The sequence below is a fragment of the Mycobacterium sp. BK086 genome (assembly GCA_004362315.1).
Taxonomy (GTDB): Bacteria; Actinomycetota; Actinomycetes; order Mycobacteriales; family Mycobacteriaceae; genus Mycobacterium.
On record SNWL01000008.1, the window covers coordinates 126,209 to 138,629 of the forward strand.

Consider the following 12,421-nt stretch of genomic DNA (forward strand, 5'->3'; position numbering starts at 1 on the left):
TCGGTGTGGAAGACTCGGCCGGGTGAGCTACGCAGGAGATATCACCCCTGAGGCGAGCTGGAAGCTGCTCAGCGAGAACCCGGACGCGGTGCTGGTGGACTGCCGCACCGACGCCGAGTGGCGGTGGGTCGGGGTGCCCGATCTGTCCAGCCTCGGCCGCAGCGTGGTGTTCGTGGAATGGAATCGCGGCAACGGCCAGCGCAACGAGGACTTCGTGGCTGAGCTGAATGCCGCCGGCGTCACCCCCGGCGAACGGCCGGTGGTCTTCATCTGTCGCTCCGGTAATCGCTCCATCCCCGCGGCCGAGACAGCCACCGCCGCCGGAATTGCGCCGTCCTACAACATGCTTGACGGTTTCGAAGGCCAGCTCGACGCGGACGGGCACCGCGGCGGCAACGGCTGGCGTGCGCTCGGCCTGCCGTGGAAGCAGTCATGAGCGACGTGCCCTCGGTCCGGATCCCCGTGCCGCTGCCCGACGGCGTGAGCCAGGCGACCATCGGCGTCCGGGGCGGGCTACTGCGCTCGGGCTTCGAGGAAACCGCCGAGGCGATGTACCTCACGTCGGGCTACGTCTATGAGTCCGCCGCCGAAGCCGAGAAGGCATTCACCGGCGATATCGACCGCTACGTGTACTCCCGCTATGGCAACCCGACGATCTCGATGTTCGAGGAACGCCTGCGGCTGATCGAGGGTGCGCCGGCCGCGTTCGCGACCGCCTCGGGAATGTCGGCGGTGTTCACCGCCCTGGGCGCACTGCTGGGTGCGGGGGACCGACTGGTCGCCGCGCGCAGCCTGTTCGGCTCGTGCTTCGTGGTGTGCAACGAGATCCTGCCGCGCTGGGGTGTGGAGACCGTCTTCGTCGATGGTGAAGATCTGTCCCAGTGGGAAGAGGCGCTGTCCAAGCCGACCCAGGCAGTCTTTTTCGAGACCCCGTCCAACCCGATGCAATCGCTGGTCGACATCGCCGCGGTTTCCGAGATGGCGCACGCTGCCGGAGCAAAGGTGGTGCTGGACAACGTCTTTGCCACTCCACTGCTGCAGCAGGGTATTCCGCTCGGCGTGGACGTGGTGGTGTATTCGGGTACCAAGCACATCGACGGCCAGGGGCGGGTGCTCGGCGGGGCGATTTTGGGCGACAAGGAGTACATCGACGGCGAGGTGCAGAAACTGATGCGCCACACCGGACCTGCGCTGTCGCCGTTCAATGCCTGGGTATTGCTCAAGGGCCTGGAGACCATGTCGGTTCGGGTCGACTATTCGAACCGGTCCGCTCAGCGGATCGCCGAATTCCTGGAAACCCAGCCCGGTGTGAACTGGGTGAGATACCCGTTCCTGGAATCACATCCGCAGTACGACCTGGCCAAGCGGCAGATGCGCGGCGGCGGCACGGTGGTCACCTTTGAATTGGACGGTGGCAAGGACCGCGCCTTCGAGGTGCTCGACAAGCTGCAAGTGATCGACATCTCGAACAACCTCGGCGACTCCAAGTCACTGATCACCCATCCGGCGACCACCACGCACCGCGCGATGGGTCCCGAGGGCCGTGCCTCGATCGGGCTCGGCGACGGCGTGGTGCGGATCTCGGTCGGACTCGAAGGCACCGAGGATCTGATCGCCGACCTGGATCGCGCGCTGGGCTAGCGGTGTCGCGAAACTCCGATGCCAAGAAGGCCCGCCGCAAGAAGCGGCAGGTCAACCGGGATGCGCGCTGGCTCCCCGAGGATGTGGCAGGTGCCCTCGACGATGTCGACGTCGAACTCGCGCAGGCGGTCGAGACGTTCGACGAATGGCTGACCACGCGCGGCTGGACGTTCGACGCCGAGTTCTCCACCGACACCCTGCTCAGCTGGTTCTTCGAGCCGTCGGCCACCGCCGTCGTAGCCGAGGGCTATGAGCCGGTCACCCGGATCTGGATCACCGCGTCCGGAGAAGACGATGACTTCCCCGAGAGCGTGAAGGCAGTCCTCGTCGGCACCGGTGGCGAAGGGGACGGCAAGCTCTACGCGGTCGAGCCAGAGGTCCTGCTCGCCCACATCGATGCGGTCGAAAACTACCGGCCCGGGGCAGCCATCCCCACGATGAGCTAGCACACCAGCAGCAGCGCGGCCGTGATCAGCATGACGACGGCGGTGCCGCCGTGGACGCCGAACGCGATGGGCTTGGTGCCGCCGTTGCGGAGCACGATGACGGCGTCGGCGACCGGAATCACGGTGGCGGCCAAGATGATCCAGCCGAGAAGGTGTGTCGCACCCGCGACCATCAGGATGATGACGATCAACCCCGATACGATGTCGCGCACGCCTTTGACGCTCAGATAGGCGCCCTCGCCGGGCACTCCGTAGCCGGGGGCGGCAACCCCTGGCGCGATGATGAAGCGGGCGCCGATGACAATGATGGCCGCGGCGATGAGGCCGGCGAGGACGTAGCCGATGGTCGTGATCATGATGAAAGCTCCTGGGGTTCAACTGCTTTGAGCGAGATGGTGTTGACGTCGATGATGTGGTCGGCGTCGAAGCCCGCCATGTCCGCGGCGAACTCAGGACTGGCCATGATGGTCCGCGCGAGCTCGCCGGGGTCGACGCCTTCCGGGTAACGGATGAGTGCGACGAGTCGGTTTGCCCCGCCACGACATTCGGTCCACACGCCTTCTGTGTTGACCCCGAACTTCGGGAAGGTCGTCAGGTGGCGGACCCAGTGCACGGTGGCGTATTGCTGCAGGGCCTCGGGTGATCGCAGGGTGTAGATCCGCAGCTGCAACATCAGATCGCCAGGGCTACGCAGAGAGCGGCCACCGCGAGGCCCTGCAGCAGTGCGCGGGCATTGATGATGCGGTCCCACTGTGCCTGCAGCGCACGGGCATTGGGCAATGACTCGCGGGCATCGGAGGCCGCCGTCAATTGCCGATTGATGGGCGCGCTCACCCGCGTGTAGAGCACGAGCCACACCAGCAGAAGGACGAGCGCGACGCCGGCCGCCAGCGCCTGTGTCCAGTGCGCCACCACGGCGGCCAGTGCCGCAGCCGCCGCGCTGGCCCCGATCCCGATCACGCCGGGGACGGGCATCCGCCGGTCGCCATATCGGTGCACGTTTCCCATGACCGCGACGAGGGCGCGATCGTCGACCGGCGCCAGCGCGGGTCGCAGCACGATCGCGCAGAACACGTCGGTCCCGTAGACGACGCCGGTGCCCAACACCGCGACCAGCGTGACGGTCCGGGCGATGAGATCCAAAATCATGCTAGCAACGCTAACCCCAAGTGCGACCCTGTGCAATAGCGCTGCTAGCTTTTCTAGCTGTGCTATTTTCAGGCATGGCCAGTGATGACCGACGCGAGCGCGACCGGGCCGCCCGGCGACAGCTGATCGTCACCACGGCACGCACCGTGGCCGAGGCTGAAGGGTGGGACGCGGTCACCACCCGGCGGCTGTCGACCGAGATCGAGTACAGCCAGCCGGTGCTGTACAAGCACTTCGCGGGCATGGAACAAATCGCGGACGCGGTCGCGATCGAAGGGTTCGGCGAGCTCGCGGACGCGGTCCGGGCGGCCCGGTCTGATTCCGGCACCGCGGGCGACGCCCTTGGCCGGATGGCCCACGCCTACCTCGACTTCGCCCGTGACAACCCGGCGGTGTACGACGCGATGTTCATCCGTGCGACCGCCCTGCGCTTCGCCGCCGACGACACCCCGCCCCAGCTCGAGGAGGCCTTCGCCGAGGTGCGCCACGCGGTCGGCGCCGTCGCCGGCGACCGGGACGCGGACACGCTCACCGAGGTCTTCTGGGCGGCGCTACACGGCCTGGTCACGCTGAGCCGCGCCGGTCGGCTGCGGCCCGACTACGACGCCGACCGTATTCGGCTACTGGTCGACGAGTTCGCGACTCGGCGTTAGCCGTTGTCCGGGGTCTCCACCACTCCGGTCGCACTCTGGGCGCGCTTCTCGTAAGCGGCGCGGGCGGTGGTGTCGAAGTCCAGGAACACCCGATCGGTGCCCATCTTGTTGGACAGCCACCGCCGGCCGCGCGGGGGAAGGAACATCACCGCGGCGGCGAGGAAGCGCGAGTAGCCGGGAACGGAGATCGACGTCGTCGGCTTGTCCAGCGCCTTGATCACCGCGGCGGCGATGTCTTCGGGCTGAACGGGCTTGGTTGCCGCGGTGGTGTGCGTACCCGAGATCAGCTCGGTATTGGTGAATGTCGGCATGACACAGCTGATTTGGACGCCCTGCGGGGCGAACTCGTCGGCCAGCCCGGTGGTCAATCCGACGACGGCGAACTTGGTCCCGGCGTACAGCGCCTGGCCGGGCACGGCCAGCATGCCGGCCATCGAGGCGATGTTGACGATGTGGCCGCCGCGGCGGCGGACCATCTCCGGCAGTACCAGCCGGCAGCCGGTGATCACGCCGTAGAGATTGACCTCGACGGCGGTGCGCACCGCTTGCTCGGAATGGTCGAGGAACGGGCCGACCGGCATGACACCCGCGTTGTTGATCAGCACATCGATGTGGCCGCCACCGTCGGCGCGAGCCTTGTCCAGGAACGTCGCGAACGACTCGGGGTCGCTCACGTCGAGCGGGTAGCCCGAGACCGGCCCGAGCTTGCTCAGCTGGGCGACAGCCGACTCCTCGAGCGCCACGTCGCGGTCGCCGATCACCACGCGCGCGCCGCGCTGCAGCAGCGCCCGGGCGGTGGCGAATCCGATACCTCGCGCAGCACCGGTGATGGCGATGGTCTTACCTCGGATGTTGTCCATGAACGGCGACTTTACAGGTGTCAACTTTTAGGTGAAAGGGGCAGACTGGCTCGGTGACCGGATTGCGCTTCGTACCTGTTGGCACCGGCGACGAGCTGGCGCAACCGCTGCTGGCCGAGCTCGCCATCGAGTACGCCACCCGCTACGAAGCCCCCGAGGCCGCCGTCGCAACATGGCTGCGCAACCACCCGGCGGGGACGTTCAGCCCGCCCGACGGCGGCATGCTCATCGGCGTGATCGGCGACCGGCCGGTGACGGGTGGGGCGTTCTGCCGTTTCGACGACGACACCGCCGAACTCAAGCGGATCTGGACCGACAGCGGAAGCCGGCGCCGGGGCTATGCCACGAAGCTTCTCGCGGCGCTGGAGGCTGAGATCGCCGAGCGCGGCTATCGACGGGTCTATCTGACCACCGGCAACCGCCAGCCCGAAGCTGAAGCGCTCTATGACAGCACCGGCTACACCCGGCTCGACGAACCCCTGCCCAGCCACGGAGACGTGTTCCCGGTGGCGTTCATAAAAGCCCTGTCGACGGCTTAGCTGGGCGAATTTGAAATCACGGTGAGCGCAACCCCGGATTACGGAATGCGTTCTGCCACCGCGCGTTAGACAGTTGTGTGATGGCGCAACACCCCCTGAATCTCGGCGTCGCACTCGACGGTTACGGCTGGCACCCGCAGGCCTGGCGGCGCACCCTTGTCGCCAACCCCACTGCGGCGCCGACGACTTCTGGGCGGCACTGGGCTCAGCTTGCCGCCACCGCCGAACGCGGGCTGCTGGACTTCCTCACCATCGACGACAGCCTGGCCGCTCAGCCGGGACGTCGCGAAGAGATCGATCCGCGCCGGCTAGCCGGTCGCGCGGACGCTGTCCTGGTCGCGTCCAGGATCGCCCCGGTCACCCGCAATATCGGCCTCATCCCGGTCGCCACCGTCACCCACACCGAGCCGTTTCACGTCTCCAAGGCCATCGCGACACTGGACTTCGTCTCGCACGGCCGGGCCGGCTGGCAGGCCAGGGTCAGCCCGACCGCGCACGAGGCGGCGGCATTCGGACGTCGCACGGTTCTCGACGGGACCGAATTATTCGATGAAGCAGCCGATTTCGTCGATGTCGTCCGCCGGTTATGGGATAGCTGGGAAGACGACGCCGTCATCCGCGATGTGGCGACGGGCCGCTACGTCGACCGCGACAAGCTGCACTACATCGACTTCCGGGGGTCGTACTTCTCAGTCAAAGGGCCCTCCATCACGCCACGCCCGCCCCAAGGCCAACCTGCGGTCGCCGCTCTGGCCCACGCCCAGCCGGTCTATGAATTCGCCAATGCCGCTGCCGATCTCGTGTTCGTCACGCCGAGCGACGAGGCATCGGTGCGGGCGCTCCTGGGCAGGGTCGATGGCAAGGTGATCGCCGACCTGGTGGTCAGCTTCGCCGGTGACAGTGACTTCCGCTCCGATGCACAGATTTTCGCGGGTGCACCGGCGGACCTCGTCGAGCTGCTGCTGGGCTGGCACGATCTGGGCCTTGCCGGGTTCCGGCTGCGGCCGGCCGTCAACGCCACCGATCTTCCCGTGATCGTCGACGAGGTTGTCCCGCATCTGCAGCGCGCCGGGCGATTCCGCACCCGCTACCGCGACGGCGAAACTCTGCGAGAACGGTTCGGTTTGCCCGCATCTGTCAATCGCTACGCCGAGGTGGGATCGTCGTGAACGTCCCGCTGTCGATCCTCGACCTGTCGCCGATCAGCGCCGGGTGCGACGCGGGGTCCGCGCTGCGCAACACCGTCGACCTCGCCCGCCACGCTGATCAGTGGGGCTACCAACGCTATTGGGTCGCCGAACACCACTTCGTCGCCGTCGCGAGTTCGGCGCCGGCGGTGTTGATCGGCCAGATCGCCGCCGCCACCGAACGAATCAGGGTCGGTGCGGCGGCGGTTCAGCTCGGGTACACCACGGCCCTGGCGGTAGTGGAGAGCTTCGGCATGCTCGATCAGTTCCACCCCGAGCGTATCGACCTCGGGCTCGGCCGTTCAGGGCAGCGCCGCAAGGAGGCCGAACGCGGCGACCTGCCGGACCGGCCTGACGTGCCGTGGCGGGAAGTCGACGGCGTGGTCGTTCCGTCGCCGTTCGACGTACGCGCGTTGCTGGGTAGCCCGCGAATGCGGGCGCTGTCAACGGTTCTCACCCAGCCCGAGGCCGTCGCACCGGACTTCGCCGAGCAGGTCGGTGAGATCCTGGCGCTGCTCGACGGCAGCCACACCGTAGACGGATACCCGGTGCACGCGGTGCCGGGGGAGGGTTCGGGCCTGACACCGTTGATCTTCGGCAGCAGCAGGGGGCAGAGCGCCGAAGTCGCTGGAGCACAGGGACTTCCGTTTGTGGCGAGCTACCACATCACGCCCAGCTCAGCGCTGGACGCCGTTGATGCGTACCGGGCGGCGTTCACGCCGTCCCCACATCTGGCGACACCGTACGTCGTGGTCTCGGCCGACGTTCTCGTCGCCGACGATTCCGCCACCGCAACACATCTCGCCGCCCCGTTCGGGCAGTGGGTGTATTCCATCCGGGCACAGGGTGGGGCGGAACCGTATCCGGACCCCGACACCGTCGTGCCCCTTGCCGACGATCAGCGGGCGGTCGTCGAGGACCGGCTCGCCACGCAATTCGTGGGTGACGCCGACGAGGTGGCCGACAAGCTCGCCGCTCTGCAGCGGGTCACTGGCGCCGACGAGCTGGTGGTGACAACGGCCACCCACCAGCACGCCGACCGGCTGCGTTCGTACGAATTACTGGCCAAACGCTGGGGTGTCACGGGATGATGCGAGAAGGTAAGCAACACAAGCAGGTTCACCTGGCGGCGCATTTCCCCGGGGTGAACAACACCACGGTGTGGTCGGACCCGGACTCGGGCAGCCAGGTCGAGTTCGATTCGTTCGTCCACCTCGCCCGCAAGGCGGAGCAGGGACTGTTCGACTTCTTCTTTCTCGCCGAGGGCTTGCGACTGCGTGAGCACCGCGGGCAGATCCACGATCTGGATGTCGTAGGCAGGCCTGACACCTTCACCGTCCTCGCCGCGCTGGCCGCGGTCACCGAGCACATCGGCCTGGCCGGCACGATCAACACGACCTTCAACGAGCCGTTCGAAGTGTCCCGGCAGTTCGCCAGCCTGGACAACCTCTCCGAGGGCCGCGCCGCATGGAACATGGTCACCTCATCTGATGCGTTCACCGGCGAAAACTTCAGGCGCGGTGGATTTCTCGACCATGCCGACCGCTACCGGCGCGCCGGGGAGTTCATCACCGTCGCGCGCGAGTTCTGGGACAGCTGGGCCGCCGGCGCGGTGATCGCCGACCCGGACTCCGGCATCTACGTCGACCCGGACCGCATCCGGACGGTGTCGCATCGCGGTGCGCAGTTCGACGTCCGCGGTGTGGCCACGCTACCCGCCGGCCCGCAGGGACATCCGGTTCTGCTCCAGGCCGGCGATTCCGACGAGGGCCGGGACTTCGGCGCCAAACACGCCGACGCACTCTTCACCGGCCACGGCGCGCTCGAGGACGGGCAGCGCTACTACGCCGACGTGAAGGCCCGCGCGGTGGCGCACGGGCGAAATCCCGACGATCTCAAGGTCTTTCCCGCCGCGACGTTCGTGCTCGGCGACAGCGCCGCGGACGCCGAGGAGAAGGCCCGACACATCCGGTATCAGCAGGTCAGTCCGCAGACGGCGATCGCAATGCTCGAACAGGTCTGGCAGCGCGACCTGTCCGGCTACGACCCGGACGGCCCGTTGCCCGATGTCGAACCCACCGACGATCCGAGCGTCACGCAGGGCCGGGTGCGTCACGGTGATCCCAAGGCGTTGGCCGGGGCCTGGCGGCAGCGAGCCGAGGCCGAGAATCTGTCGATCCGTGAACTGGTCATCGCCGTCACCAGCCGCCAGCAATTCGTCGGCACCGCAACACATGTCGCCACCGAAATCGACCGGTACGTACAGGCCGACGTCTGCGACGGATTCATCCTGGTGCCACACCTGACACCACGCGGGCTCGACGAGTTCGTCGACACCGTCGTGCCGCTGCTGCAGGAGCGCGGCGTGTTCCGCACCGAATACGGCGGTACCACTCTGCGGGAGAATCTGGGGCTGACCGCGCCGGAGCCCCCGACTCAGCGGGGCGTGGCCTGACGCACGGCCTCGCGGATCGGCCCGATCCACAGATCCCCGTGCCCGGGAATCAGCACATCGGTTTCGAGCATCGCCAGCGCGGACAGACTGCGCACACACCCCGGTTCGTCGTGGTTGAACACATGGTGCAGAAGCTGCGGGCCCTTGCGCGGCGCCAGCGGATGGCCGGTGACCAGGGCGTCACCGCTGACCAGTACGCCGTCGACGATGTAGGAGCAATGCCCGCCGGTATGCCCAGGGGTCGGTACGGCCAGCGGCCTGCCGGGAAGACGCTCGGCGACGTCTTCGGTCAGGGCGCCGGTCGACGGGATGCCCGCGTGCACCAGCGCACCCTTGCGGACTATGTCCAGCGACCACTTCACCCAGCGCGGCTGCCAGGCGTGCAGCATCAGGTCGACCGGTGAGGCTTGCTGGAGATATTCGCGTTTGGCGTGGCCGACCTCGTCGGCGTGGCAGTAGACCGGAGTGCCGTGGGTCTGCGCGAACCAGATGGCCGAACCGAAATGGTCGACGTGCGCGTGGGTCAGCAGGATCGCCGTCACATCCGTTGGTCCGAAGCCGAGTTCGCGCAGTGACAGCAGGACGTCGTCGCGGCTGCCGGGAAAGCCGGCGTCGATCAGCATGACACCGGCGTCGTCGGTGACGACCGTCCAGTTGACCAGCGGTGTCTGCGCCATGTGGACGTGTTCGGTGACAGCGGTCAGGGACACGGGCATGCCGCGAGTTTAAATCGAGACTCCGGCTGACCACAGTGGCGGCGAGGGGAGTAGAAACGAGAGCGTGGCTGAACTGAAACTGGGATACAAGGCGTCGGCGGAGCAGTTCGCGCCGCGGGAGTTGGTCGAGCTGGCGGTGCTCGCCGAGTCGCACGGGATGGACAGTGCGACGGTCAGCGACCACTTCCAGCCGTGGCGGCACGAGGGTGGGCACGCGCCGTTCTCGCTCGCGTGGATGACGGCGGTGGGTGAGCGCACCAAGCGTCTCGTCTTGGGCACCTCGGTGCTGACCCCCACGTTCCGCTACAACCCGGCGGTGATCGCGCAGGCCTTCGCGACGATGGGCTGCCTGTACCCCGACCGGATCTTCCTCGGCATCGGCACCGGTGAGGCGCTCAACGAGATCGCCACCGGCTACGAGGGCGAGTGGCCGGAGTTCAAGGAGCGTTACGCGCGGCTGCGCGAGTCGGTCCGGCTGATGCGTGAGCTGTGGCTGGGCGACCGCGTCGACTTCGAGGGCGAGTACTACAAGACCAAGGGCGCCTCGATCTACGACGTGCCCGAGGGCGGCATCCCGATCTACATCGCCGCGGGCGGACCGCAGGTGGCCAAGTACGCCGGGCGCGCGGGCGACGGCTTCATCTGCACCTCCGGTAAGGGCGAGGAGCTGTACAAGGACAAGCTGATTCCCGCCATGCGCGAGGGCGCCGAGGCAGCGGGTAAGAACCCCGACGACGTCGACCGGATGATCGAGATCAAGATCTCGTACGACCCGGACCCGAAGCTCGCGCTGGAGAACACCCGCTTCTGGGCGCCGCTGTCGCTGACCGCGGAACAGAAGCACAGCATCGACGACCCGATCGAGATGGAGAAGGCCGCCGACGCATTGCCGATCGAGCAGGTGGCCAAGCGCTGGATCGTGGCCTCAGATCCCGATGAGGCTGTCGCCAAGGTCAAGGACTATGTCGATTGGGGCTTGAACCACTTGGTGTTCCACGACCCGCGCCAAGATCAGCGCCGCTTCCTGGAGCTGTTCAAGAAGGACCTCGAACCGCGCCTGCGCAAGCTCGGCTAGGGCTTGCTCGCCGCGCTCACCTGTGGGCCGGTGACCTTGTAGAGCCGGAAGCGCTCATCGCCGGTGGCGCCATAGATCGTGAGGACCAGGTCGCCGAATCCCGCGCCGTCGTACCACAGCGTCGGATAGCGAACGTCGATCGCGTCGGCGTCGGAGATCTCGGGGTTGCTGATCAAGACGTACTTGACGCCGTTGGCCCATGGCCGGTTCAACGCGGTCTTGAAGTCGTAGTCACTGGTCACGATGAACTGTTTGGGGCGGTTGGAGCTCAGCCACACGCCCCAGGTGTTGAACGTGTCCATCAGCACCGAACCGTCCGGAAGCTGCATGCGATCGAGGTACTGGGCCAGCACCCGATCGTTGACCATCAGCCGGCGATACCACTGCTCTTGCGAACGATATTTCTCCGGGTGCAGTAGCGAGTTGAACCCGAACTGCAGCTGCTGATTTCCGATGCGTTCGTCCAGCGAGGCACGCACCGTGACAGGGAAGCCGACGAGGATGGACAGCGTGATCAGGACCGCGGCGAGTTTGGCCGCCGGTGTCTCCGCCTGCCACGGCGTGCGCAGTCTCGGGGCCGACGTCCAGCAGGCGAGTGCGATACACACCACCGCCGGAATCGCCAAGAGATAGAAGCGGAACCAGCCGAACGTGGTGGAGGTGAACTGTCCCCACGCAGCGAACGCAAGTACCGGCCCGAAGGTCACCAGCGGCACCAGCGGAGTCAGCCGGCGGCTCAATGCCGCGTAGAGAAGTGCACCGGCGGCGGCGATTCCGACGAACGGCTGCATCCCGAACAGACGTGCCGAGACCACCACCCAGTCCGACGATGCGGCCTGACTCAGCGTGCCGCCACGGGCCACCGCGCCGGCCACCTGACTTCCGTTGCCGTAGCGCGATGTCAGGGTGGCGAAGAGTTCGGCGTTGACCACCCAGCCTGCTGCTGCCCAGATCGAGGCGGCTGTCACGATCGGGAACAGCACGATGGCGAGATGTGCTGCGGTCGTGGTCATTCGCGTCGAGCGAGGCGCCGACCTGAAGACCAGGAAACCGACGAAGGCGGCAACGCCGACCGCCACGGGTACGACTTCATAGCGAGCCAGGTAGCCGACTCCCAATGCGACGCCGGCGAGCGCCAGGTCGCCGACATAGCGTCCCTCGACCCAGCGCAGCAGGTGACGGGTACACCACACCACGCAAAAGGCTTCGGCGGCTTCGCTCATCCCGGATGCCCCGTAGACGATGATCATCGGCTGCAGCGCGAAACAGAGGACAGCCAGTCGCCGCCAACCCGAACCCAGACCGCGGTCGAGGGCGATGCGGCGCACCATCACCGCGGCGCCGGCCATGAACAACGAGCTCTGCACCACGCCGGCGATCCCGTGGCTGCGCAATTCCGGCCACCAGCGGGCGAATTGCAGGATGGGGATCTCGACCAGGCTCGGCAACGGATTCCACACGAAGCCGATCGCCGACAGGTGGGGGTCGCGACTCTGCGTGACGTAGCCCGCGTTGGCGACCCGGCTGGTGGAATCGGGGTCAAACATGTTGTAGCGCACGGTCAGGACGTAGCCGACGGTGAAATACAGCGCACTCAGCACGATGTACAGAGCCACGCCCCGCCAACGCCCCGGCACCGATGGGTCCGGGGGCGTCGACGGGGTGTCGTGCGCGGCTGTCGCCGGCGCGTCCGTCAGGAC

15 protein-coding genes are annotated in these 12,421 nt (G+C 67.1%); 9 read left to right on the top strand and 6 right to left on the bottom strand.

Annotated elements, in window-relative coordinates; all coding sequences use genetic code 11:
• The first annotated feature begins 22 nt into the window (after window positions 1-22).
• From EV580_RS26995 to EV580_RS27005, 3 genes are read left to right on the top strand one after another with little or no spacing between them, the layout of a single operon-like run.
• Complete coding sequence (locus EV580_RS26995; protein WP_133695270.1) at window positions 23-436, top strand: rhodanese-like domain-containing protein; 414 nt, start codon at window positions 23-25, stop codon at window positions 434-436.
• Window positions 433-1,641: an O-succinylhomoserine sulfhydrylase gene (locus tag EV580_RS27000; protein ID WP_133695272.1), complete on the top strand. Its 1,209-nt coding sequence runs from the start codon at window positions 433-435 to the stop codon at window positions 1,639-1,641. The genes EV580_RS26995 and EV580_RS27000 overlap by 4 nt, the downstream gene beginning before the upstream one ends.
• A gap of 2 nt (window positions 1,642-1,643) precedes the next feature.
• Entirely contained in the window at window positions 1,644-2,087 is a 444-nt protein-coding gene (locus tag EV580_RS27005; RefSeq protein WP_133695274.1) for a hypothetical protein, read from the top strand.
• On the opposite strand, the gene EV580_RS27010 is transcribed toward EV580_RS27005, so the two are convergent.
• The 3 genes from EV580_RS27010 to EV580_RS27020 are packed head-to-tail and all read right to left on the bottom strand — an operon-like array spanning window position 2,084 to window position 3,236.
• The gene (locus EV580_RS27010; protein WP_166654917.1) at window positions 2,084-2,443 is read right to left on the bottom strand and encodes a DUF4267 domain-containing protein; all 360 of its coding nucleotides are present in this window, start codon (window positions 2,441-2,443) and stop codon (window positions 2,084-2,086) included. The two genes, EV580_RS27005 and EV580_RS27010, sit on opposite strands and share 4 nt — an antisense overlap.
• Window positions 2,440-2,760: an NIPSNAP family protein gene (locus tag EV580_RS27015; RefSeq protein ID WP_133695276.1), complete on the bottom strand. Its 321-nt coding sequence runs from the start codon at window positions 2,758-2,760 to the stop codon at window positions 2,440-2,442. The genes EV580_RS27010 and EV580_RS27015 overlap by 4 nt, the downstream gene beginning before the upstream one ends.
• Window positions 2,760-3,236 (bottom strand): DUF1772 domain-containing protein, encoded by a 477-nt coding sequence (locus EV580_RS27020; protein WP_133695277.1) that lies wholly within the window; start codon window positions 3,234-3,236, stop codon window positions 2,760-2,762. The genes EV580_RS27015 and EV580_RS27020 overlap by 1 nt, the downstream gene beginning before the upstream one ends.
• A 74-nt stretch (window positions 3,237-3,310) precedes the next feature.
• Here EV580_RS27020 and EV580_RS27025 point away from each other — a divergent pair, with 74 nt between their 5' ends.
• Entirely contained in the window at window positions 3,311-3,889 is a 579-nt protein-coding gene (locus EV580_RS27025) for a TetR/AcrR family transcriptional regulator (protein ID WP_133695279.1), read from the top strand.
• Here the strand turns inward: EV580_RS27025 and EV580_RS27030 are convergent.
• Window positions 3,886-4,749, bottom strand: a complete 864-nt coding sequence (locus EV580_RS27030; protein ID WP_133695281.1) for an SDR family oxidoreductase — start codon at window positions 4,747-4,749, stop codon at window positions 3,886-3,888. The genes EV580_RS27025 and EV580_RS27030 overlap by 4 nt on opposite strands.
• A 53-nt stretch (window positions 4,750-4,802) precedes the next feature.
• On the opposite strand from EV580_RS27030, the gene EV580_RS27035 reads away from it, so the two are divergent.
• The 4 genes from EV580_RS27035 to EV580_RS27050 all read left to right on the top strand — a co-directional run bounded on the left by EV580_RS27035 (window position 4,803) and on the right by EV580_RS27050 (window position 8,930).
• Window positions 4,803-5,288 (top strand): GNAT family N-acetyltransferase, encoded by a 486-nt coding sequence (locus EV580_RS27035; protein WP_133695282.1) that lies wholly within the window; start codon window positions 4,803-4,805, stop codon window positions 5,286-5,288.
• 80 nt (window positions 5,289-5,368) lie between these two features.
• A complete protein-coding gene (locus EV580_RS27040) occupies window positions 5,369-6,457 on the top strand; it encodes an LLM class flavin-dependent oxidoreductase (protein ID WP_133695284.1) in 1,089 nt (362 codons plus the stop codon).
• The gene (locus EV580_RS27045) at window positions 6,454-7,566 is read left to right on the top strand and encodes an LLM class flavin-dependent oxidoreductase (RefSeq protein ID WP_133695285.1); all 1,113 of its coding nucleotides are present in this window, start codon (window positions 6,454-6,456) and stop codon (window positions 7,564-7,566) included. Before EV580_RS27040 ends, EV580_RS27045 begins: the two co-directional genes overlap by 4 nt.
• Window positions 7,563-8,930: an NtaA/DmoA family FMN-dependent monooxygenase gene (locus EV580_RS27050; protein ID WP_133695287.1), complete on the top strand. Its 1,368-nt coding sequence runs from the start codon at window positions 7,563-7,565 to the stop codon at window positions 8,928-8,930. The genes EV580_RS27045 and EV580_RS27050 overlap by 4 nt, the downstream gene beginning before the upstream one ends.
• Here the strand turns inward: EV580_RS27050 and EV580_RS27055 are convergent.
• Window positions 8,912-9,646, bottom strand: a complete 735-nt coding sequence (locus EV580_RS27055) for an MBL fold metallo-hydrolase (protein WP_133695289.1) — start codon at window positions 9,644-9,646, stop codon at window positions 8,912-8,914. The genes EV580_RS27050 and EV580_RS27055 overlap by 19 nt on opposite strands.
• Before the next feature lie 64 nt (window positions 9,647-9,710).
• Between EV580_RS27055 and fgd the strand changes: the two genes are divergently transcribed.
• Window positions 9,711-10,721, top strand: coding sequence for a glucose-6-phosphate dehydrogenase (coenzyme-F420) (gene fgd / locus EV580_RS27060; protein ID WP_133695291.1), 1,011 nt, complete (start codon window positions 9,711-9,713; stop codon window positions 10,719-10,721).
• Here fgd and EV580_RS27065 read toward each other — a convergent pair.
• Window positions 10,718-12,358, bottom strand: coding sequence for a glycosyltransferase family 39 protein (locus EV580_RS27065; RefSeq protein WP_370629516.1), 1,641 nt, complete (start codon window positions 12,356-12,358; stop codon window positions 10,718-10,720). The two genes, fgd and EV580_RS27065, sit on opposite strands and share 4 nt — an antisense overlap.
• Window positions 12,359-12,421 lie beyond the last annotated feature (63 nt).

Bases quoted from the DNA above. Each gene is read 5' to 3' on its own strand.
- EV580_RS27000 (WP_133695272.1), top strand. From the start codon at position 433: ATGAGCGACGTGCCCTCGGTCCGGATCCCCGTGCCGCTGCCCGACGGC.
- EV580_RS27010 (WP_166654917.1), bottom strand. From the start codon at position 2,443: ATGATCACGACCATCGGCTACGTCCTCGCCGGCCTCATCGCCGCGGCC.
- EV580_RS27015 (WP_133695276.1), bottom strand. From the start codon at position 2,760: ATGTTGCAGCTGCGGATCTACACCCTGCGATCACCCGAGGCCCTGCAG.
- EV580_RS27020 (WP_133695277.1), bottom strand. From the start codon at position 3,236: ATGATTTTGGATCTCATCGCCCGGACCGTCACGCTGGTCGCGGTGTTG.
- EV580_RS27025 (WP_133695279.1), top strand. From the start codon at position 3,311: ATGGCCAGTGATGACCGACGCGAGCGCGACCGGGCCGCCCGGCGACAG.
- EV580_RS27030 (WP_133695281.1), bottom strand. From the start codon at position 4,749: ATGGACAACATCCGAGGTAAGACCATCGCCATCACCGGTGCTGCGCGA.
- EV580_RS27040 (WP_133695284.1), top strand. From the start codon at position 5,369: ATGGCGCAACACCCCCTGAATCTCGGCGTCGCACTCGACGGTTACGGC.
- EV580_RS27050 (WP_133695287.1), top strand. From the start codon at position 7,563: ATGATGCGAGAAGGTAAGCAACACAAGCAGGTTCACCTGGCGGCGCAT.
- EV580_RS27055 (WP_133695289.1), bottom strand. From the start codon at position 9,646: ATGCCCGTGTCCCTGACCGCTGTCACCGAACACGTCCACATGGCGCAG.